The sequence below is a fragment of the Vibrio sp. S11_S32 genome, assembly GCF_014694465.1.
Lineage (GTDB): Bacteria > Pseudomonadota > Gammaproteobacteria > Enterobacterales > Vibrionaceae > Vibrio > Vibrio algicola.
Genome location: NZ_JAAUWS010000035.1, coordinates 1 through 22,559, shown reverse-complemented (window position 1 = coordinate 22,559; position 22,559 = coordinate 1). Strand labels below are relative to the sequence as shown.

Sequence of the window (22,559 nt, the reverse complement as noted above, 5' to 3'; positions counted from 1 at the left end):
TCGATTAAAGGGGTTTAAATTACTTGCTGATGTTGTAAGCGGTATTAAGTTTAAAGATGGTGAAAAAGTAATGCCAGATCAAACAGAGCATGCAAAAGAACTCATACACCAGAATTGACAATAGCTCCTTTTCTCAAGCGCTCAAGGACGGATCAGCGTCTTTTCGGCGTATTCAAATTAATCCAATACATTCAATGCACGAAACTCATCGTAGGCGTATTGGTCTGTCATACCGCTAATGTAGTCTTGGATCAGGCGAACGCGGAAGTAAAACTCCCAAACCTCATCACTAAAGTCGTAAGGTAAATAGGCGATCTCCACCGATTTGCCTTTTTCTTGTTCTAAAGTTTGCATCGCGATTTTATACGCTCTTAAGTGCTTATTAGGCAACTTTTTATACAGCCTTCTTTCGTACAGTGGTGCATCGTCAATATTGGTAAAGGTCTCTTTATCCAGCAAAAGTAACGGCTTATAAGCTTCAAGTAACCCAGTCAGAATTCGATAACCTTGTAGCTCACTCTTTTCAACTTCGGGATCGCAAAAGGCATATTTTAAAGACACATTTTTGAGTGTTTCAACCAAGGCATGCTGGAAACTTTGATCTTCAATTAGCGCGCGATTAAAGCTGCCATGAAATACCGCTTCAATATTATGGATGAACTGATCGCAAGCGTGTTTTGGTAAATGTGTATTTATTTCAACGCGCAAAGCGACAAAAAAATAACTGTCGAGGCTGTGCTGGTTTTTATTCGCACTGGTGTACGCCTTATCGATAATGGTTTGCATCACACTTGGATCGGGCAAGTTATAGCGCTGTGCTAATAATCGAAATTCAGAATTAAGCGCATCTTTAAGTTGTTCGAGTGACAAAATTCCTTTTTCTACCGCATCTTCGATATCCGCAATACCGTAAGAAATATCATCAGCCGCTTCCATTATGTATGAAAATGGAGAACGACAGTGGTCTGCCATCGATAAGACCGATTTCATCGATTCAACATAGCGGTGCTCACTTAAGTAATAGCCTACCTTTTTCATTAGGTAATGATAATTTTGCAGTGACTTATTTTCAGGTTGTTTTTTGGGTGAGATTTGATCGCCACGACGAGTGTATTTAAAAATTCCAGACACTTGAGAGTAAGTCAGGTTGAGGCCTAAAAGCGAATGGACTAGACGAATGGCTTGAGCATTACCTTCAAAATTAATCAGATCTTGGCGGATCGGAGCGGGTAACTCAACTCGGGTGTCACCATTTTCATCTGCCGTGAGAGAGGCCATGTTACGCGTAAACCAATCGTTGATCGCTTGCTCGCCAAAGTGACCAAAAGGCGGGTTACCCACATCATGCATTAAGCACGACATCTCAACAATCGATTCAATTTGACGATCTAATTCGACTAACTGATATTTTTTAAGATCGTCATTTGAGAGATGTTTAAAAATTAACTGGGTAATGAAGCGACCCACTTGTTGCACTTCTAGAGAGTGAGTCAAACGACTGCGTACCGCGGCATTACGTTCTAACGGGAAGACTTGGGTTTTTTGTTGCAGCCGACGAATAGCCGCGGAATTGATAATTCGCCCACGATCACTTTCAAAACTGGTTTGCGGAGCCACCCCCGATGAGCCTTTAGAATAAACTCTAGTGTTACGTACTTTTTGGTTAAAATTAATCGTCATAACGTACTCTCATGGTTTTGAATCGACTATATCGATTAAATTTGATATTTAGCACCGCTCTCTGCGACTAAACTTAACGATTCGTTTGGCATTACTGACGCGAACTCAAAGGTATCCTTACTCAACCAAAGCTTAGCACCATTCGTTGATGCAATTTGATACGCCCAATTACTTACTGATAAAGATTTATTTTCATCACAGAGGAAATAGGGGCTGAGTTCTTGGGTGATGATGTCTTTGTTGAGTATTAAATTTTGCTCTTCCCAACGAGCCCTATGTTTTTGTGCTGCTAAAAAATCACGCTTATTGTTGTTGCAGGAGCGATGAGCGGCGACAAAATTATGGCCGAGATCATTAGAGTAGCGAGAAAATGGAATAAAGTGATCCACTTCAGTATTGCTCTTTAAGGGTTTTTGGCAGTAAAAGCATTGACCTTTTTGTAGTTGTTCTAAAATAGGTTTTGCTTTGGTTAATGCATTTCGATCAAAGCCAAATAGAAAATCATGTAACTGACTTTGCGGTCCTATCAAATTTTGGTTATGTTTGATAGTTTGAATTTTTTGGATCCAAGCATTTTTTGCTAGATAAACCACAAGATCATAAAAACGACGAAAGCAAAAAGCAATCCCAGCGTTAAGTGTGATTTCTTGTGTATTTTTAATGTGGGGATATAAAAAGCATTCTTGTTGTTTAGCGAGAATTTGTAAACGCCAGAGTGGGCCAGATTTTAACGTATCCATTGAGGCTTTAAAGACAGATTTCCAATAGGGGCTTTGCTTTAATGCTCGTAGATTACGAATATTATTTTGCTGGCATTCGTACAATATAGAGATAACTTTAGATTGAGATCCGCTGTTCTGTTTGAGTAAGGCATGCTCACCTGTGTGTGTGGAAGAGAAAGGTACCGCATGATACCAATATAAAGAGATAAGTTTTTCAGCCAATACTTCGAGCTTAATTGATAGCTTACTGCCTTCATACATCATAGGTTGTTCAATGCAGACATCAGCAATAGCGTGCAATAAGGCAAATTTATATGTTGCGGTGAAATCGCCTTCAACCAATAAACGTTGTATATAGGCAATAAAGTTAAGTTGCTGTTGTAGTGGATTCATCCTTAAACCTTAACTTAAGCGAGTTAAAACAACGGTTTGCCACATTACTTCATTTCGCCCAAGTGAATCGGCATTAATATTGCTACTAAATTCTTGATGAAGGACAGATCCCTTGGTCAATTGGCTTATTTCATTAAGAGAAACTTCAAATGCGTGGCGATCGTCAAAAAATTCACCATACCTGAGAGTAAGTATAATACGCCCATTTGGAGATAATAAACGTGATAAGACTTGTAAGGTGGTTTTTCGTTCAGAAACTGATAGGTGCATCCAAATTGCACTGAGTAAAATAACATCAAAACATAACCTTGATGTAATGACATTATTCAAATCAGGTAAACGATCATCAATCCAAGTGACACTATCACCAGTGAGTTTTTCACCTTCGTGGCGTAAATTTTCTGCTGGCTCTACCGCGATCACTTGGCAGCCTTGCTGAGCCATCCATAGCGCATCCCGACCACTACCTGCACCAACATCCAATATTACATCATTTTCTACTGGCCAATAAGCTTGCCAACTCTGATGAACCTTTTCAAAGCTAGTTGCATTATATTGCGATGCAAGTGAAGTTGCATTGTTATGATAAAAACAAATATTGCGGTTAGTAGTCATTCTATTAACTCCTATCTATCACGTTGAAATAGCAAGGTAATTAGCATTGTTCGTATAGAATTTCTTTTATATTTTCAAGATACAAAAAAAGGCTATCCGAAGATAGCCTTTTTTGTTGAATTGGTGGGCTGGCGGGAGTTGAACTTAAGTTTTAATGATTTGATACTTAAATGATTGTTTATTTTAATATTAATCTTGGAGTACTTTTTGGAATACCTAAATATTATGTGATTTAAGTCACGCATTTGGCGTTAGTGTCGTACTTACTCGATGAATAGGTTGGAGAACTTGAGTCGTTATTCTATTTTGAGCAAACTTAGATAACAGTAAAACACGATTACTTTCAACGTTCTGTACGCCTTCACTTACTATCATTCCTACAATTTCAATCGTTATTCAGTAACCGTAAGCAATCTATGTTTTTTTATTAAAACGATCCTTGTAAGCCGCCTTGAGTAGCTTGTTGATTGTGCGGTTGATTTTGGGCTTGGCATCACCTTCCGCTAGTTCTACAAGCATATCCCATTGCTTTTGATTTAAAGCTATTTGGAAATCTTCGCTATTTGCTTTATCCAACGAAAACTTATCCGTTAAAAGCTTTAGACGTTGAGGGAAGTTAGCCGAGGTGGTGAACAATAGGTCTAATGTCGTCACCATACATTTTTTCTTAATGCTGGTATCCTCAGCAGGAAAAAATAGATTAGAGATTTGATACTGACTTTGTAATCGGCCATAAGTCTTGTCTATCAGTTTGTCGTTTTCTGTTTTTAGAATGTCCCAACTTAAAGGGACATTTGCGTAAGCTTTGATATACATAGATCTGATTCTTAACAAAAGATCCTGTGCTTCTTTGAGTGTGTGTAATGGTTTAATGATCTTGGAGGGTTCTATAGCCTATAATTGACTGCAATATAGGAACCTAGCTATGAAGATTAGAGCTAACCAACTAGGTTGGCTCTTTTTTTATTTTTTACCCGATAGCGCGAAGTGTACGAGTACCTGTAACTGAAAGGTCACCCTGAGATGCTTTCGAGATGTGATTGCTCCACCAAGCCATGAGCTTTTTACGTCGGTCTAAGTAGTCAGCTCTGTTGTACGCTTTACGCACTTCATTTGAATCAATATGAGAGAGTGCAGCCTCGATAACATCTGAATCAAACCCTTGCTCATTGAGCGTCGTACTTGCTAAAGCTCTGAGTCCATGGGCAACTAGCTTCCCTTTGTAGTTCATACGCTTCAATGCCATATTCGCTGTTTGAGGGTTGATATGAGTCTTTGGGTTTCTGTCTGAAGGAAAGATAAACTCACGATGACCACTGATTGGTTTCATTACATCCAATAATCCCAAGGTTTGCTCTGTGAGCGGTATCACGTGTTCTTTGCGCATTTTCATACGCTCGACAGGTATCACCCAACATTTATTATCAAAATCAATTTCATCCCACTTAGCTCCAGCAGCTTCATTTGGGCGCGACATAGTATGAAGTTGCCATTCAATAAGACATCTAGTCGTGAGTTTTATGTTGGCTTTATTAATGGCGAGCATTAAACCAGGTAACTCTTTCGGTGTTATTGTCGGCATGTGTTTTTTCTTCGGTGTTTCAAATGCCGCCTTTATACCGGTTAGGCGGTTTGCATCCACCAGCCCTGTATTCAATGCAAAGGTCATAATCTCATTGAGACGTTGAGAAAGCCGCTTGATGGTCTCTAAGTTACCTTTGTGGGCTAGAGGCTTCATTGTATCTATAGCGTGCTGAGGGCGTAGCTCTGATACTGGATATGGTCCAAGAGCGGGGAAGATATGAAGCTTAAGAGAGCTCCAAATATCATCTGCATAGTTTGGTGTTACTTTTTTTCTTTTTACTTCGAACCAATCTTTAGCGACAACTTCGAGTGTTGCACTACGGTGGCCTTGTTGCTCTAAAGCGATTTGTTCTCGGTGTTCTTTTGGATCGATATTATCCGATAGTAGCTTCCGTGATTGTAACCTAAGTTCACGAGCTTCAGCTAGAGAGACTTCAGGGTAGCTACCAAAGCTAAGGGTGGTGCGCTTTTTAGTGTATGGTCGATAGTAATCAAATAGCCATAGTTTTGATGAATTAGGCTTTATACGGAGGACAAGCCCTTGACCATCTCGCAGGTCATAAACCTTCTCTTTTGGCTTCGCTTGTTTAATTTCCGTATTGGTTAGAGGTTTCGTTGTTCTCGCCATAGCAGTACCAAAGTTAGCATTATCGAATCGGTACTGCTAAGCGTACTGCTAAAAAAATGAGCTGTCCAGAACGAGATTGGACTAGTGTGCACGCTAAGTTATTGATTTACTTTTCTTTGGGGATAAAAAAAGACGCCCTAGGACGTCTTTCTCTATGAATTGGTGGAGCTGGCGGGATTTGAACCCGCGTCCGAAAACGATTCATCGTTGGTACTACATGTTTAGTCGATCTTTAATTTCACCACCGACCTGCGAACCGACACGCTAGCTGATGGCTATCCTGAATTATTTTTAATGCTTTGTCTCTCAGGCTGGAGACGCCACACGAGTTCGTTTGGGTTTGACTCTCTGTTGTTCCCCGTCTTACAAACGGAAGCTAGGGCAGAAAGGCTCTCAGCAGGTTATTAAGCTGCTAGTGCGTAGTTTTCGTCGTTTGCGACTATTTTTTTGCGGCTTTTTACGTGGCAAACCGCCCCACGACATGCACCTAAGACTTCAAAATTCCCGTCGAATCCTAAATCAGCCCCAAGTTTTCTGTTTGATGTATTTTGAACTACTCATCAAAATGTCAAACGTGCGTTATTCACGCGGTGTTTCTTAATACTTAACGCGCATACTAACATAAAACGTTTTCGAGTCTAGTGACTTGTGGTTAAGTTAGTAAAGCGTGGTGACTAAGTGGCTAATATTGCGCCACTTAGCGGTAATGCGTAAACTTAGCGGTAATCCATAAACTTAATGGTAACGCATAAACCTAGCGTAAGCTGCTCTTCATAATGCGAGCTTTATCGCGTTGCCAATCTTGGTTTTTCTGATCGTCGCGCTTATCGTGTAATTTCTTACCCTTAGCAACACCGATCTTCATTTTGACCCAAGATTGTGACCAGTAAAGCGATAGGGCTATGAGAGTCATGCCTTCACGATTTACGCGACCAAATAGGTTGTCTAATTCACGACGATTAAGCAATAGCTTACGAACGCGAGTTGGGTTAGCGACAATATGGGTAGAAGCTTGATTTAATGGTACGATTGACGCGCCACTCAGAAATGCTTCGCCATCGCGAAGGAAGACATAGCTTTCTGCGATATTGGCTTTACCCTGACGTAAAGATTTAACTTCCCAACCTTGCAGCTCCATGCCTACTTCAATCTCATCATCGATGAAATATTCGTGTCGGGCTTGCTTGTTGAGAGCGATAGTATTGCTACCGACTTTGGATTTTTTCTTTGCCATAATCCCGACATTATACGGATTGCATTAATTTTGGCGAACCATTTTGTGCGCTTTCCTGTTAATATTTATGTTTATTTTTATAAATCTGCTCACTGCGTCATATTAGGAAGTATTATGCCTCACGTTAATCGTTCAGCTTTGGTTTCGTTTAGTGCTGAACAAATGTTCTTTTTGGTCAATGATGTAGAAAGTTATCCTGAGTTTCTTCCCGGTTGTTCAGGATCTAAACTGATAGAATCTAGCGATACTGCATTAATTGCCTCGGTAGATGTGGCCAAAGCGGGGATCAAAAAAACTTTTACCACTGCCAATGTAATGATCCCTGGCCGTGTGATTGAATTGCAGTTGGTGGATGGTCCATTTAAGAGTTTAACTGGGCGTTGGAATTTTATTCCGCTGGATGAATTTGCTTGTAAGATTGAGTTTCAATTGGATTTTGAATTTACCAGTAAGTTAATCGAGATGGCATTTGGTAAAGTATTTAAAGATTTGACTAATAATATGGTGAATTCGTTTACCCAAAGGGCCAAGCAAGTGTATACCAAACCATAATTTGCCTGAGTAAGAAATAGGTCTCACTATTCGTTAGGTGTAAGATCGGTTATACGTAAGAAGAGTAAAAATATGACAGAACAAAATACAAATGATGAATTGATCCATGTCGAGGTGGTGTACGCTTTATCGCATGAGCAGCAGGTTTTTCAACTGGCTATTGCAAGTGATATGACGGTGCAAGAGATCATCGAGCAATCGGGAGTGTTGGTCGCGTATCCCGAGATCGATTTAAATGAGAATAAAGTTGGTGTGTTTAGTCGCAATATAAAACTCGATGCCACCGTTCGAGATAAAGACAGGATTGAGATTTATCGCCCATTACTTGCCGATCCGAAAGAAATTCGTCGTAAACGAGCGGCGCAAGCAAAAACCAAGTCGAATTAACTCTTCATAGAGTGGCTGATCGCTTTACTCAATATAAAAATCCCCACCGCAAAAATGCGAGTGGGGATTTTTTTATCGAAATAACCAACCTCTGCTTATGGCAGCGCTGTTATTGAAGAGGCGTATTGAAATCAGGGCTAAGCTTGAAATCTCCAGACGCCTTGGTGAGCGTTTGTGACATTTCATCGAACGTTACCTGAAAGTCTTTTTGTACTGTGTCATCGTGACCATGAGTAAAGTTATAAATGTAATACCAAGTATCAGGGTAACCATTTTGAATAAGCATAGGTGAACCCATAACAAAACGAACTTGTTCTTTGGTCATGCCGATACGAAGTTTATCAACATCCGGTTGTTCAACGTAGTTACCTTGGGCGATATCAATACGATAGACGAAACGTTCTAGAACGCTACAGCCAGAGAGTAAAAGGGTAGAAACTAAAGGGATAATCATTATCCACTTTTTAAAATGCATAGTGGCTTTCTTTGTGTTTGAGGGTAAATAACTGCCCTGATGATAAACAAGCGCAGCCCATAAGTAAAAGCACTCTTGTTCGAAAGATGAAAATAAGACCACATTTTTAGAGTTTGGTTGCAGAAAAACAATAAAAAGCCCGAAAAATGAAAAGTTGATTGACGCCTATCATGCGTTTTAGGCAGAAACGGACCAGCCTAAATCCAAACCTTAAGCTGAGACAACAAATTGAAACCATCGCTCTAATCGGTTAAAAAAGTTGCATAAAAAACTTTACTGTATAAAAAGCCAGTATATACTGTTTGGACATACAGTTGTTTTTTAGATCTTTTTAAGGTGGTTTTATGCTCTCTCATTTAAGTGTTAATAATTTTGCGATTGTTAAGTCTTTGCAGCTAGAGCTTTTCAAAGGAATGACAACCATTACCGGTGAAACGGGGGCGGGTAAATCGATTGCAATTGATGCGCTCGGACTTTGTTTAGGTGGGCGAGCCGATAGCAATATGGTACGTCCTGGCGAAGAGAAAACTGACGTCAGTGCTTCGTTTGTGTTGGATAACAACATCAACGCAACTCGCTGGTTAGAAGATAACGAATTGCTGGATGGTGGTGAGTGCATTATTCGCCGTATTATCACCAAAGAAGGGCGTTCGCGTGCTTTTATTAACGGTAATCCGGTGCCATTGTCGCAATTGAAATCACTGGGGCAAACCTTAGTGAATATTCATGGGCAACATGCGCATCACCAATTAATGAAGCAAGAATACCAACTGATTTTGCTTGATCAATATGCTGGGCATCAACGCCTAATTGAAACCAGTAAAAAAAGGTATTCAGATTGGCGTCAAAAGCAAAATCAATTGAAAACCTTACGCACTAATAGCCAAGATAATCTAGCGCAAAAGCAGTTGCTTGAATATCAAGTAAAAGAGCTCGATGAACTGGCATTAAATGAAGGTGAATTCACTGAACTTGAGCAAGAGCATAAGCTGTTATCCAGTAGTGGCGAAATAGCTTTAACTTGCCAGCAAGCACTGAATGAGCTTTATGACGGCGATGATGTTAATGCGTTAGCTTTGCTTAATTCGGTAAGCCATGCACTGGCAGAGTTAGTGACGCTGGATCCTAAATTGGCTCACCTGCCAAGTATGCTATCGGACGCCATGATTCAATTAGAAGAAACCCATTTAGAATTACGCTCTTATGCCGATGGTATCGATGTTGATCCGGCTCGTATTGCTGAAGTCGAACAGCGGTTTAGTAAAGTGATGAGTACCGCGCGCAAACATAATGTGTCTGCCGATGAGTTGTATCAACACCATCAAAATATTAAAGCGCAAATCGAAGCGTTAGATTGTTCCGATGAAAAATTCGAACAACTCGAACATGAAGTAGAAGAAAAGTATCAAGCCTTTCTGCAAGCGGCGGAAAAATTGAGCAAGAGTCGCAAACGTTATGCCAAAGAACTCAATAAGCTGATCACTCAAAGCATGCATGAATTAAGTATGGAAAAAGCCCAGTTCTGCATTGATATTAATAGCGAAGCCAAACATGCGGCGCCACTGGGCATCGACAGTATTAACTTTTTAGTCTCCGCCAATCCAGGGCAGCCGTTGCAAGCGATCGCTAAAGTGGCATCCGGTGGTGAGTTATCACGTATATCGCTGGCAATCCAAGTGATCACGGCGCAAAAAGTGCAAACCCCAAGCTTAATTTTTGATGAAGTGGATGTTGGGATCAGTGGGCCAACCGCCAGTGTGGTCGGAAAAATGTTGCGCCAATTAGGCGAATCAACCCAAGTTCTGTGTGTGACTCACTTACCGCAAGTGGCAGGTTCAGGGCATCAGCAGCTGTTTGTATCAAAACAAGCCAAAGCTGGCAAAACTGAAACCCGCATGCACTTTTTAGATAATAGCCAGAGAGTCGATGAACTGGCGCGTTTACTGGGTGGTAGTCAGATCACTGATTCAACCCGAGCTAACGCCAAAGAATTATTGGTGGCGGCTTAGCTGGCAGCTTATGTCGAGAACCTAGCTAAGGAAATACAATTGAATTGCTGGTGAGTTGCTATTGAGTTGGTGATTTAAAGCGTAAAATAAATTGTGGCATCTTGCTTGCTACCGGTGATTTTCAAGCTACAAGATGCCCAATTGTTTTTTATCTGTTTAGAGTTTTCGCGCCAAGCATTTTCGCACCAAGCATTTCGAGCTAGGCGTCTTCGTCTCTTAAACCCGTGAGTTAAAACAGTTTGAACGCGTGAGTTAAAATAGCTTGCTCGACCAACCGAGTTTTTTACGCAATACATGATAATAGCTGTAATCTTCAGGGTGGATCAGTTTTAAGCTACTTGGGCTTTTAAATATTTGGATCTCATCGCCAGGCGATACAGGTAGAGAAATTTGACCATCACAACTCACTTCTTGGGTGCCGCGATTATCTGGCGAGACTAATAATTTAATTGTGCGGTCGCCATCCACCACGAGTGGGCGGCTTGAAAGAGTATGGGGGAACATCGGCACCAACGAGATCGCATTTAAACTTGGCGATAAAATAGGGCCACCGCCCGACAAGGAATAAGCGGTTGAGCCGGTTGGGGTTGAAACAATCAGCCCATCAGCGCGTTGAGAAAAAGCAAATCTGTCATCAATATAGACTTCAAACTCAATCATGTGTGCCACTTTGCCAGGATGCAGCACCACTTCATTTAAGGCTGAGTTATGGCTTTTTACGTGTCCGTGACGATGCACTTCAGATTCAAGCAAGAAACGGTCTTCAACTAAATAGTGTCCTTGTAAGACTTTTAACAAACAGTTACGAAAATCTTCAGGGTTGAGATCGGTTAAAAATCCTAAGCTGCCACGGTTTACGCCAATCACAGAAATATCAAAGCGAGAGAGAATTCGCGCCGCGCCCAACATGTTGCCATCACCGCCAACCACAATAGCTAAATCGGCCAGTTCTCCAATCTTTAATAAGCTGGTAAAGCCTTCTTTTGGCAGATCATCTAATATGTCGATCAAGCGATCATCAACTAAAACTTGATAGCCTTGTTCGACTAACCAAAAATACAATTCTTTATGTGTCTGTACCGCTTTATGGTTGCGGGGCTTACCAATAATGGCGATCACGTTAAACGGCTTTTGCATAATATCTTCTGCTCTTTCGTTAAGGATTCGTATTTTGCGCTTGAATCAAAAATCTTCGTCCCCATAATAAAGGCAAGTGGAACGACTATGCGAGTGTTTTTGGGTATTAAAGTTTGCTCAAACGCATAGTGCTGATTAATTTCTTGGAGATGTCATGACTGATAAACAAAATACGCCACACGAAGAAGAGTTGAAAGCGGAAGAAGTACAAGCAGAAGAATTGCTTGATAATGAAGAAATGGAAACGATTGGCGGTGAAGGCGATATCGATTGGGATAACGTTGAAACCGAAGGATCACTAGTGGCAGAACTAGAAGCGGCCTTAGTGGCAAGCCAAGTTCAAGTTAAAGAACAACAAGATTCAGTGCTTCGCGCCAAAGCAGAAGTTGAAAACATGCGTCGTCGTAGCGAGCAGGAAATTGATAAAGCGCGTAAATATGCCCTGAACAAATTTGCTGAAGAGCTGCTACCTGTGATCGACAACCTAGAGCGCGCAGTACAAGCGGCAAATCCTGAAGATGAAGCGGTTAAAGCAATCCTTGAAGGGGTTGAAATGACACATAAATCATTTGTTGATACCGTATCAAAATTTGGTCTAGACGTTATTAATCCTGAAGGTGAAGCGTTTAACCCTGAACTGCATCAGGCGATTGGCATGCAAGAAAGCCCAGATCACGAATCAAATACCGTGATGATCGTCTTGCAAAAAGGCTATCAATTAAATGGTCGTGTGATCCGTCCTGCGATGGTGATGGTGGCGAAATAACTTTAAGCCGATCCATTTAAGCTTTTTAATGTCGAGAATGTAAAATTCTCGACATTTTTTTATCTCGTCCCTTGAAATGAATTTTGCAGCCCTTATCTATATTCACTGCAAAGGGCATCTTTAAGTGACTTGAATATATACATGCCAAGATGTTTGTTTAAATAAAGGCATCAAACTAATTTACAGATAGGGTTGAAATCCAAATCTGAGCCCCCATCTCTTTTGTATGAAAAAGCTGGGTACAGCATAACTGATTAACTGAATTGTTTGGAGAATGTTCTAATGGGTAGAATCATTGGTATTGATTTAGGTACAACTAACTCATGTGTTGCGGTATTAGACGGCGACAAACCACGCGTAATTGAAAATGCTGAAGGCGAACGCACAACAGCATCGGTAGTGGCTTACACCGACGGCGAAATCTTAGTAGGTCAACCTGCAAAACGCCAAGCAGTCACTAACCCAGAAAATACATTGTTTGCTATCAAACGTTTGATCGGTCGTCGTTTTGAAGACGAAGAAGTTCAACGTGATATCGAAATCATGCCTTACAAAATTGTAAAAGCAGATAACGGTGATGCATGGGTAGAAGCGAAAGGCCAACAAATGGCTGCTCCTCAAGTATCGGCTGAAATCTTGAAGAAAATGAAAAAGACGGCTGAGGATTTCCTTGGTGAAGAAGTAACTGCAGCAGTAATCACTGTTCCTGCTTACTTCAACGATGCACAACGTCAAGCAACCAAAGATGCTGGCCGTATCGCAGGTCTAGAAGTTAAACGTATTATCAACGAACCAACAGCTGCAGCACTTGCTTACGGTCTTGATAAAAAAGGCGGCGACCGCACTATCGCAGTTTACGACCTTGGTGGTGGTACATTTGATATCTCTATCATCGAAATTGATGAAGTTGAAGGCGAGAAAACTTTCGAAGTACTTTCTACCAATGGTGACACTCACCTAGGTGGCGAAGATTTCGATACACGTCTAATTAACTACTTAGTATCAGAATTCAAAAACGAGCAAGGCATCGATCTGACAAAAGATCCTCTTGCAATGCAACGTGTGAAAGAAGCAGCAGAAAAAGCGAAGATCGAACTTTCTTCAGCTCAACAAACTGACGTAAACCTTCCATACGTTACTGCAGATGCGACTGGTCCTAAGCACATGAACGTTAAAGTGACACGTGCCAAACTAGAATCTCTAGTTGAAGACCTAGTTCAACGTTCTCTTGAGCCGCTTAAAGTTGCTCTAGCAGATGCAGACCTAAGCGTTGGCGATATCACAGATGTTATCTTGGTTGGTGGTCAAACACGTATGCCAATGGTTCAAGCTAAAGTAACTGAATTCTTTGGTAAAGAACCACGTAAAGACGTTAACCCTGATGAAGCCGTTGCCGTAGGCGCAGCTGTTCAAGGTGGTGTTCTTGCTGGTGACGTAAAAGACGTTCTTCTACTAGACGTTACTCCTCTATCTTTCGGTATCGAAACGATGGGCGGCGTAATGACAAAACTGATTGAGAAAAATACTACGATTCCTACTAAAGCGAATCAAGTATTCTCAACGGCAGAAGACAACCAAAGCGCGGTAACGATTCACGTATTACAAGGTGAGCGTAAGCAAGCGACTTACAACAAATCTCTAGGTCAATTTAACCTAGAAGGCATCAATGCAGCACCACGCGGCATGCCTCAAATCGAAGTAACATTCGACTTGGATGCGGATGGTATCTTGAACGTGTCGGCTAAAGATAAAGCGACCGGTAAAGAGCAAAAAATCACTATCCAAGCTTCTGGTGGCCTAAGCGACGAAGAAATCGAAAAAATGGTTCAAGAAGCTGAAGCTAACAAAGAAGAAGATAAAAAATTCGAAGAGTTAGTGACGACGCGTAACCAAGCGGATCAAATGATCCACGGTACTCGTAAGCAAATGGAAGAAGCTGGCGACAAGCTTCCAGAAGAAGACAAAACCAACATCGAAAAAGCGATTGGCGAGCTAGAGCGTGTTAAGTCTGGTGACGACAAAGCGGCTATCGATGAAAAAGTTCAAGCGTTAGCAGCGGCTGCGCAAAAACTAATGGAAATGGCTCAACAACAAACTCAAGGCGCAGAAGGTGAGCAAGCTCAACCTGAAGACGACGTAGTGGATGCTGAGTTTGAAGAAGTAAAAGACGAAGACAAAAAATAATCCATTGGATTAAGTCGAGTCTGAAAGTGAGCGATCCACATCGCTCACTCATATCAGAATAAGCTGCGGGCGTTAGAGGTTTCTCTCTCGCCCGCACTTTTCGATAAAAATAACCGTATTAAAATTGAAACTGTGGATCTAAAATTGTCTCTCTTGATAAAAGTGTCGATTGGTATAATGGCTTTTATCCAGATAGATACATACATAAGTTAATACATGGTCAGTGGTCATTAGCAGCATTGGCTTTAAAGAATAAAATTGGTGAATCAAGCATGTCAAAACGTGATCTTTATGAAGTATTAGGCGTCAGCCGCGATGCATCCGAACGTGATATCAAAAAGGCGTACAAACGTCTGGCGATGAAATTCCACCCTGACCGTAATCAGGAAGCGGATGCAGCTGAAAAGTTTAAAGAAGTGAAAGAAGCGTATGAGATTTTAACCGATGCACAGAAAAAACAAGCGTACGACCAATACGGTCATGCTGCCTTTGAACAAGGTGGCATGGGCGGTGGCGGCGGCGGTGGTGGTTTTGAAGATATGTTTGGCGATGTGTTCGGCGATATCTTTGGCGGTGGAGGCGGCGGTCGTCGTGGCGGTGGTCAACGCGCGCAACGTGGCTCAGATCTGCGCTACAACATGGAAATGTCTTTAGAAGACGCGGTTCGTGGTTGTGAAAAAGAAATTAATATCCCGACCCTAGCAGAATGTGATGTGTGTGATGGTAGCGGTGCAAAAGCCGGTTCAAGTTCACAAACCTGTGGCACTTGTCATGGCCACGGCCAAGTACAAATGCGCCAAGGTTTCTTTGCGGTGCAACAAGCCTGTCCAACCTGTCATGGTAAAGGCAAGATCATTAAAGATCCTTGTAACTCTTGTCATGGTGAAGGTCGCAAGCAAAAGAACAAAACGCTTAATGTTAAAATCCCAGCCGGTGTTGATACTGGCGACCGTATTCGTTTAACCGGAGAAGGCGAAGCGGGAGAACGTGGTGCACCAGCGGGTGATTTATACGTTGAAGTGCATTTACGTCAGCACCATATTTTTGAGCGCGACGGCAGTAACTTACATTGTGAAGTGCCCGTTAGCTTTACTTTAGCGGCATTAGGCGGCGAAGTGGAAGTACCAACCTTAAATGGTCGCTTTAAATTGAAAGTGCCAGCCGAAATGCAAACCGGACGTATGTTCCGTATGCGCGGTAAAGGCGTGAAGTCAGTTCGAGGTGGCGCGGTAGGCGATTTGATCTGTAAGTTAGTCGTCGAAACTCCGGTTAAATTAAGCTCACGTCAAAAAGAATTACTGCGTGAATTAGAAGATTCATTTGGTGGTGAAGCCAGTCAAAAGCATAAGCCTAAATCAGAAGGCTTCTTTGATGGGGTTAAAAAATTCTTTGATGATTTGAAAGGCTAATCTCTTTGAGCACCACATGAGTTATTGATTGAATAAAGCAAAGCCTACCTTAGCGTAGGCTTTTTGCTATTTTAAGCATTGTTTCAGCCTGACTGATAGTTTGTTGTCGTGAGGATCGCAGCGTACTAATGCCTTAATGAGATGAATAAGGTATGATTAGCGCCAGATCTGAAATTTTTTGTGAGTAAGTAATGCGCATATTTACTTTAGTGCTAATCGCCTTATTAGGTTTGCTTCAGTATGATTTGTTTTTTGGTAAAAATGGCTTAGTGGATTATAACGCCGTGCATTCTGATATTGCGGTGCAAGAGCAAGTAAATACCAGTTTAAAAAAACGTAACGATTTGATGTTTGCTGAGATTGACGATTTACGTCAAGGGCTTGATGCAATTGAAGAACGTGCCAGGCACGAATTGGGCTTGATCAAAAAAGGCGAAACATTTTACCGTATCACCGGTGATGATACCGATGATGGCTCGACTTTTAATTCAGATGCGGGCTGATCCTCTTTCATACTTTACTCGGCAGTCGAATGCTTTGTATTGCGTAATGTGCTTATTATCCTGTCATTTAGATTTAAGGGGGAAGTTGTGATGCGTCCCCGTTATCACCTTTTAATCATCTAGGTTATCTCTTAACTATGACTTACTCTTCATCTGGTGCTCATCAAAAAACGATACCGACTTTTGCAGTCGTGGTTCCGGCGGCAGGGGTTGGCAAGCGTATGCAAGCCAATCAGCCTAAGCAGTATTTACTATTGCATGGTAAAACATTACTCGAGCATACGGTTGAGCGCTTATTGTCGCACCCAAACATTGATTTAGTGGTCATTGCGGTGAGTGAGGGGGATGAATATTTCCCTGAGTTATCGTTATCAAATCGAAGTGATGTGGTTCGGGTTAATGGCGGCCAAGAGCGTGTTGATTCAGTATTATCAGGCTTGGAATATTTAAGTGAGCATCACGGCTCGCAATACGCATGGGCGCTGGTGCACGATGCGGCGCGCCCTTGTGTTACTCATCTTGATATCACTAAGTTGATTGACGCATGTCTTGGCAGTTCAACCCCATTATGCGGTGGGATCTTAGCTTCACCAGTTCGCGATACTATGAAACAAGCTATGACTCAACAAGCCACTAGTCAGCTAACCACGACTCAGCAAGGCATGGCGCAAGTGACGATTGCTCACACTGTCGATCGCAGCCAGCTATGGCACGCATTAACGCCGCAAATGTTTCCATTAGAGTCACTCAAAAATGCACTCTCTACAGGGTTAAGCAAAGGCCTTGCGATCACCGATGAAGCTTCTGCGATCGAGGCTTGTGGCCTATCACCGTTATTGGTGACTGGACGTGCGGATAATATCAAAGTGACACAACCTGAAGATTTGGCATTAGCGGAATTCTTCTTGCATAAACAGATTAAATCAAGCAACAGTAAATAAGAGGTTTCGATGATTCGTATTGGACACGGTTTTGATGTACATAAATTTGGTGGTCAAGGGCCAGTTATTATTGGTGGTGTCGCGGTTCCTTATGAGCAAGGCTTGATCGCGCATTCTGATGGCGATGTGGCATTACACGCTTTAACCGATGCGTTGCTTGGTGCAATTGCTGCTGGCGATATTGGTAAACATTTTCCCGACACCGATGAGCAATGGAAAGACGCGAATAGCCGCGATTTATTGCGTGAAGTGTACCGCTTGGTGAAAGAAAAAGGCTATGTAATTGGTAACGCCGATGTCACCATTATCGCTCAAGCACCAAAAATGCTGCCGTATATTGAATCAATGCGGGCGGCGATAGCGCAAGATCTCGAAACCAGTATCGATAACATCAATGTGAAAGCGACCACCACAGAAAAGCTCGGTTTCACCGGTCGTAAAGAAGGCATTGCTTGCGAAGCGGTTGCGTTAATTCAATCAGTGAATTCTAACTAATTTATCACCTCATTTTAAAATAAGAAGACCATGACAGACATTCTAGCCTCATTAGCGTATCAACTGAGCACCCCGATAGCCCAAGCGAAAGTGAAAGCTCAAGCCAGTGACTTCCAAGTACGAGAAGATTTAGGTTTTGATTTTTCCGGCCACGGTAATCACTTAATGGTCAGGATTCGTAAGCAAGGTGAAAACACCAGTTATGTCGTGAATGAACTGGCCAAGGCCTGTGGCGTGCCATCGAGCAACGTTGGTTGGGCGGGACTAAAAGATCGTCATGCAGTGACCGAGCAATGGTTGAGCGTACAAGGTGCTAAGGCTGAGGGTTTTGATATTACCCAATTTGAAGCCGATCACCCAAGTGTCAAAATTCTGGCGACTGCTTATCATAATAAAAAATTACGCCCCGGCGATCTGATTGGTAATCAGTTTGTGATCCGTTTAGCGCAAGTATCCGACATTAACGATGTTTGCCAGCGTTTAGAGAAAGTGAAATTGAATGGTGTGCCTAACTATTACGGCGCGCAGCGTTTTGGTCGAGAAGGTAATAACTTAGAAGAAGCACGTCGTTGGGGGCGTGACAATGTCCGCACTCGTAATCAAAATAAACGTAGCCTATACCTTTCTACTGCCCGTTCTTGGATCTTTAACCAAGTGGTGTCACATCGAATTGAGAGTCAGTGTTTTTCACAATTGCTCAATGGTGATATTGTGATGAATAGTCAAGGGAATCATCAATTAGCCGATCAAAACAACATGTCTGAATTGCAAGCCCAATTGGATAATGAAACAGTACAATTGACCGCGCCATTGGCGGGCGATAATGCTTTGCCAACCCAAGACGATGCCGAAGCATTAGAGCGACCATTCTTAGATGCCGAACAAGATTTAATGGCGCTTATTTGTGGCAATCGCATGCGTCATGATCGTCGTCCCGTCGCCTTATTTGCACAAAATCTAACATGGACCCACGATGACGATAGCGTCACGTTATCATTTAGTTTACCGGCAGGCTGCTTTGCCACCTCAATTCTACGTGAGTTGATTAACGAAATTGCGTTTGAACGTACTTACGAATAAAGCATAGATAATGTGCGATTGGAAGGCGGATTTTCTAAGTGATAAAACATAATAATAAGGGATGATAAATGAAAATATTACTGAGTAATGATGATGGCGTGCATGCGCAAGGTATCAATACATTGGCGCAAGCGTTGTCGGATATTGCTGAAGTGATCATAGTGGCGCCAGATAGAAACCGCTCTGGAGCCTCAAATTCATTAACTCTTGAAAACCCGTTACGAGTCAATCAAATTCGCCCGAATGTCTATAGCGTACAAGGTACGCCAACTGATTGTGTGCATTTTGCATTAAATGAATTAATGAAAGACGAATTGCCAGATTTGTTGGTTTCCGGCATCAATCATGGTGCAAATCTTGGTGATGATGTGCTGTATTCCGGCACTGTCGCCGCGGCGATGGAAGGGCACTTCTTAGGTATACAAGCGATTGCGATTTCACTGGTCGGTCATACCCATTTTGAGAGCGCAGCCCAAATTGCAAAAGATTTGGTATTGCAACATGTGAAACACCCTATTCCTAGGCAACAACTGATCAATGTCAATGTGCCTGACCTAGCGTTAGAACAACTGGCCGGAACAAGCGTAACTCGACTGGGTGCTCGTCATCACGCCGAAGATATGATCAAGCAACTCGATCCGAGAGGGCAAGAAGTTTATTGGTTAGGGCCTCCAGGTAAAGAAGCCGATAACGGTGAAGGCACCGATTTCTATACGATTGAAAAAGGCGAAGTATCAATCACGCCATTACGAGTTGATTTAACTGCACATAAAGCCATTGCGGGTATGCAGGATTGGTTGAAGTAATAACGCGGTTATCTTTTACCTTACGGATTTTCATTTTAATAAAGACAATACACAGGCAATAATGAAGAATATTAAAGCCCATCAATTAGCTGATTTTTTAATGGATAACGGCATCAATAACCCTCAAGTTTTAGAGGTGATGCAAACTCTGCCAAGAGAGTATTTTTTGCCTCAAGCGATGCGTCATCAAGCTTATGACAATAATGCGCTTCCTATTGGTGCAGGGCAGACTATCTCTCAGCCCTATATTGTGGCAAAAATGACGCAATTGTTGGAACTTAAACCGCATAGCCGAGTATTAGAAATTGGCACCGGATCTGGTTATCAAACGGCTATTTTATCCAAATTAGTGGATCACGTTTATTCAGTGGAGCGGATCAAGTCTTTGCAGTGGAATGCTAAACGCTTATTAAAGCAATTGGATGTTTACAATGTATCGACCAAACATGGTGACGGCTGGCAAGGTTGGGCGGCAAAAGGTCCTTATGATGCGATTATTGTTACCGCAGCAGCGGCACACCTACCACCTGCTTTATTTGACCAATTAGCCGAAGGGGGGCGTTTAATCATCCCAATCGGTGACCAACAGCAAAATTTAATCAAAATACAAAAGCGACAAGGTGAGTGCCTATCTACTTTGGTAGAAGCGGTAAGATTTGTCCCTTTAATATCTGGGGACTTAGCCTAAATTGAACAGAAATTCGATGTTGCACTGGATGAAATGGAGCGCCACTATTTTGGCTTTATTGTCATTATTATCAGGTTGTGCGCTAAATGGTACAAAAGACGGACGCGGCAGCTTTAAGGGTAGCTACTATCAAGTGAAAAAAGGCGACAGTGTGTTTACCATAGCCTATATGGCAGACAAAGATTTTAATGAAATCATCCGCTTTAACCACCTAAAAGCCCCTTACACTATCTACCCAGGTCAGAAGCTAAACCTATGGCGCACAGCTTATGTTCCACCATCATTTGATGGAACAGGCGCAGGGGGGAGTCAAAATAAGGCTTCATCTAAGACTAAAGTGGTGCAAAAACAATCATCGACAGCTGTTGAACAATCGAAATCAGAAGAGTATGTTGGTGACACAAGTAAACAAAGTGTTAATCAAAATGTCACTGCAACGACACAACCAAATGAAAAAATAGATAAATGGGTGTGGCCAACCAGAGGACGAGTAATATCTAAGTTTGCTTTAGGTGACCAAGGTAACAAAGGACTCGATATTGCTGGGCAACGAGGTCAAGATGTATCCGCTACCGCATCAGGGGTGGTGGTATATGCGGGTAACGCACTTCGAGGCTATGGGAATCTCATTATTATTAAACATAATGAAGACTATCTCAGCGCTTATGCTCACAATGATAGCTTGCTAATAACAGAAGGACAAAGTGTAAAAACTGGCCAGAAAATTGCAACAATGGGCAGTACCGGTACCAATAGTGTTCGGTTACATTTTGAAATTAGATACAAAGGTAAGCCGGTTAATCCAAATAACTACTTACCATAAGGACATATTAAGTTGTTATGTCTTGCTAACTTAATTCGCCAGGGGAGGCGCTTATGAGTATCAGCAATGCAGCAGTTAAAACCAACGACATCGATAATAGAAAATTTGATGTTAAAGCAGTAGAAGCCAAAACTCGCAAGGAAGAGAAAAAAGGCGAGTATGAAGTCTCGGCCAAAAACCTTGATGCCACTCAACTTTACTTAGGTGAAATCGGCTTTTCTCCTCTACTGACCGCAGAAGAAGAAGTGCTTTATGCACGCCGAGCTTTACGTGGTGATGCCGCAGCTCGTAAACGTATGATTGAAAGTAATCTGCGTTTAGTGGTTAAGATTTCTCGTCGTTATAATAGCCGTGGTTTAGCGTTACTCGATTTAATCGAAGAGGGAAACCTTGGCCTTATCCGCGCGGTCGAAAAATTTGACCCAGAAAGAGGTTTTCGCTTCTCGACTTATGCGACCTGGTGGATCAGACAAACCATCGAACGGGCGTTAATGAATCAAACCCGTACCATTCGGTTGCCAATTCATGTGGTTAAAGAGTTGAATATCTACTTGCGTACTGCGCGTGAACTGGCGCAAAAACTCGATCATGAACCAACCGCAGAAGAAATTGCAGAAACGTTGGATAAGCCAGTGGGTGATGTGTCAAAAATGCTGCGCTTGAATGAGCGTATCAGCTCTGTCGATACCCCAATTGGTGGCGATGGTGAAAAAGCCCTGCTAGATATTATCCCTGATATCCATAATTCAGATCCGGAAGTGTCTACTCAAGATGATGATATTCGAAATTCATTAATCAATTGGTTAGATGAACTCAACCCAAAACAAAAAGAAGTATTAGCGCGCCGCTTTGGACTTTTAGGCTATGAGCCCTCCACTTTAGAAGAAGTTGGTCGTGAAATTAATCTAACTCGTGAACGTGTGCGTCAAATCCAAGTTGAAGGCTTACGTCGCTTAAGAGAGATCTTAATGAAACAAGGCTTGAATATGGAGTCATTGTTTAACGTTGAAAATGATTAAACGAAACGCTAATGACTCATTAACCCAATCTAAGCTAAGCCAAGAAAAGCTAAGAATAGAATAGAAAAATACAGTACAGAAAAATAAAAGGGAAGCCAGCGTGGCTTCCCTTTTCTATTTTTAGGCTATCAAGCTATTTAACTTCAATCAGATCATCCGGTTTCCAGCTAAGATCGAAGTATGCTTTGGTTGGGCCAAATAAGCGGAATAAGAAGAACCAGCCTTTATTAGGGGCTTTGTTGCGTAATTCAAATTTAGAGGTGACAACACTAGAATGGTATTATTTCAATCAATTCGGTAAATTTTAGGCATACCTAGCCCTGTTAGTTTATTTAAAGCTTTGATCATTGCGTAAGCTTCCCCAACTTGGGCATTATAATTTCTTAAGCTGAGTGTTCCGCCCAATAGCTTTTTCACTCGATGCATTGC

The 22,559-nt window shown here is 42.0% G+C and carries 22 protein-coding genes, 1 other RNA gene and 1 pseudogene; 14 read left to right on the top strand and 10 right to left on the bottom strand.

Annotated elements, in window-relative coordinates:
* Positions 1–177: 177 nt before the first annotated feature.
* From dgt to smpB, 7 genes are all read right to left on the bottom strand, one after another.
* Positions 178–1,680, bottom strand: a complete 1,503-nt coding sequence (gene dgt, locus HC723_RS13145) for a dGTPase (protein ID WP_190339405.1) — start codon at positions 1,678–1,680, stop codon at positions 178–180.
* A gap of 35 nt (positions 1,681–1,715) precedes the next feature.
* Positions 1,716–2,795: an HNH endonuclease gene (locus HC723_RS13140; RefSeq protein ID WP_190339404.1), complete on the bottom strand. Its 1,080-nt coding sequence runs from the start codon at positions 2,793–2,795 to the stop codon at positions 1,716–1,718.
* A gap of 9 nt (positions 2,796–2,804) precedes the next feature.
* Positions 2,805–3,410 carry a class I SAM-dependent methyltransferase gene (locus HC723_RS13135; protein WP_190339403.1) on the bottom strand — a complete coding sequence of 202 codons (606 nt, stop codon included), beginning with the start codon at positions 3,408–3,410 and terminating at the stop codon, positions 2,805–2,807.
* A 414-nt stretch (positions 3,411–3,824) separates the two neighbouring features.
* A complete protein-coding gene (locus HC723_RS13130; protein ID WP_190339402.1) occupies positions 3,825–4,226 on the bottom strand; it encodes a hypothetical protein in 402 nt (133 codons plus the stop codon).
* A 154-nt stretch (positions 4,227–4,380) separates the two neighbouring features.
* Positions 4,381–5,622: an integrase domain-containing protein gene (locus tag HC723_RS13125; RefSeq protein WP_190339401.1), complete on the bottom strand. Its 1,242-nt coding sequence runs from the start codon at positions 5,620–5,622 to the stop codon at positions 4,381–4,383.
* Between the two features lie 160 nt (positions 5,623–5,782).
* Positions 5,783–6,149: a transfer-messenger RNA gene (ssrA, locus tag HC723_RS13120) on the bottom strand.
* Between the two features lie 227 nt (positions 6,150–6,376).
* Complete coding sequence (gene smpB, locus HC723_RS13115; protein ID WP_153447608.1) at positions 6,377–6,856, bottom strand: SsrA-binding protein SmpB; 480 nt, start codon at positions 6,854–6,856, stop codon at positions 6,377–6,379.
* Positions 6,857–6,970: 114 nt separating this feature from the next.
* On the opposite strand from smpB, the gene HC723_RS13110 reads away from it, so the two are divergent.
* On the top strand, positions 6,971–7,408 hold the full coding sequence (locus tag HC723_RS13110; RefSeq protein ID WP_190339400.1) for an SRPBCC family protein: 438 nt from the start codon (positions 6,971–6,973) through the stop codon (positions 7,406–7,408).
* A 72-nt stretch (positions 7,409–7,480) separates the two neighbouring features.
* Positions 7,481–7,795 carry an RnfH family protein gene (locus HC723_RS13105; RefSeq protein ID WP_190339399.1) on the top strand — a complete coding sequence of 105 codons (315 nt, stop codon included), beginning with the start codon at positions 7,481–7,483 and terminating at the stop codon, positions 7,793–7,795.
* A 109-nt stretch (positions 7,796–7,904) separates the two neighbouring features.
* On the opposite strand, the gene bamE is transcribed toward HC723_RS13105, so the two are convergent.
* The gene (gene bamE, locus HC723_RS13100; protein WP_153447605.1) at positions 7,905–8,270 is read right to left on the bottom strand and encodes an outer membrane protein assembly factor BamE; all 366 of its coding nucleotides are present in this window, start codon (positions 8,268–8,270) and stop codon (positions 7,905–7,907) included.
* Between the two features lie 344 nt (positions 8,271–8,614).
* Between bamE and recN the strand changes: the two genes are divergently transcribed.
* Positions 8,615–10,279, top strand: a complete 1,665-nt coding sequence (gene recN, locus HC723_RS13095) for a DNA repair protein RecN (RefSeq protein WP_190339398.1) — start codon at positions 8,615–8,617, stop codon at positions 10,277–10,279.
* A 252-nt stretch (positions 10,280–10,531) separates the two neighbouring features.
* Here recN and nadK read toward each other — a convergent pair whose 3' ends face one another.
* The gene (nadK, locus tag HC723_RS13090) at positions 10,532–11,416 is read right to left on the bottom strand and encodes an NAD(+) kinase (protein ID WP_153447603.1); all 885 of its coding nucleotides are present in this window, start codon (positions 11,414–11,416) and stop codon (positions 10,532–10,534) included.
* A gap of 154 nt (positions 11,417–11,570) precedes the next feature.
* Between nadK and grpE the strand changes: the two genes are divergently transcribed.
* From grpE to rpoS, 11 genes are all read left to right on the top strand, one after another.
* On the top strand, positions 11,571–12,182 hold the full coding sequence (gene grpE, locus HC723_RS13085) for a nucleotide exchange factor GrpE (protein WP_153447602.1): 612 nt from the start codon (positions 11,571–11,573) through the stop codon (positions 12,180–12,182).
* Positions 12,183–12,464: 282 nt separating this feature from the next.
* Positions 12,465–14,366 (top strand): molecular chaperone DnaK, encoded by a 1,902-nt coding sequence (gene dnaK, locus HC723_RS13080; protein ID WP_153447601.1) that lies wholly within the window; start codon positions 12,465–12,467, stop codon positions 14,364–14,366.
* A gap of 272 nt (positions 14,367–14,638) precedes the next feature.
* The gene (gene dnaJ / locus HC723_RS13075; RefSeq protein ID WP_190339397.1) at positions 14,639–15,775 is read left to right on the top strand and encodes a molecular chaperone DnaJ; all 1,137 of its coding nucleotides are present in this window, start codon (positions 14,639–14,641) and stop codon (positions 15,773–15,775) included.
* Positions 15,776–15,966: 191 nt separating this feature from the next.
* Entirely contained in the window at positions 15,967–16,278 is a 312-nt protein-coding gene (gene ftsB / locus HC723_RS13070) for a cell division protein FtsB (protein ID WP_153447599.1), read from the top strand.
* Positions 16,279–16,415: 137 nt separating this feature from the next.
* On the top strand, positions 16,416–17,219 hold the full coding sequence (gene ispD, locus HC723_RS13065) for a 2-C-methyl-D-erythritol 4-phosphate cytidylyltransferase (protein WP_190339396.1): 804 nt from the start codon (positions 16,416–16,418) through the stop codon (positions 17,217–17,219).
* 9 nt (positions 17,220–17,228) lie between these two features.
* Complete coding sequence (ispF, locus tag HC723_RS13060; RefSeq protein WP_153447597.1) at positions 17,229–17,714, top strand: 2-C-methyl-D-erythritol 2,4-cyclodiphosphate synthase; 486 nt, start codon at positions 17,229–17,231, stop codon at positions 17,712–17,714.
* A gap of 30 nt (positions 17,715–17,744) precedes the next feature.
* A complete protein-coding gene (gene truD / locus HC723_RS13055; RefSeq protein WP_190339395.1) occupies positions 17,745–18,794 on the top strand; it encodes a tRNA pseudouridine(13) synthase TruD in 1,050 nt (349 codons plus the stop codon).
* Positions 18,795–18,862: 68 nt separating this feature from the next.
* A complete protein-coding gene (gene surE, locus HC723_RS13050) occupies positions 18,863–19,600 on the top strand; it encodes a 5'/3'-nucleotidase SurE (protein ID WP_153447595.1) in 738 nt (245 codons plus the stop codon).
* Between the two features lie 61 nt (positions 19,601–19,661).
* Positions 19,662–20,288, top strand: a complete 627-nt coding sequence (locus HC723_RS13045) for a protein-L-isoaspartate(D-aspartate) O-methyltransferase (RefSeq protein WP_190339394.1) — start codon at positions 19,662–19,664, stop codon at positions 20,286–20,288.
* A gap of 16 nt (positions 20,289–20,304) precedes the next feature.
* Entirely contained in the window at positions 20,305–21,111 is an 807-nt protein-coding gene (locus HC723_RS13040; RefSeq protein WP_190339406.1) for a peptidoglycan DD-metalloendopeptidase family protein, read from the top strand.
* 53 nt (positions 21,112–21,164) lie between these two features.
* A complete protein-coding gene (gene rpoS / locus HC723_RS13035; RefSeq protein ID WP_153447592.1) occupies positions 21,165–22,130 on the top strand; it encodes an RNA polymerase sigma factor RpoS in 966 nt (321 codons plus the stop codon).
* 285 nt (positions 22,131–22,415) lie between these two features.
* Here rpoS and HC723_RS13030 read toward each other — a convergent pair.
* Positions 22,416–22,559 (bottom strand): annotated as a pseudogene (locus tag HC723_RS13030) (IS5/IS1182 family transposase); the annotation flags it as partial.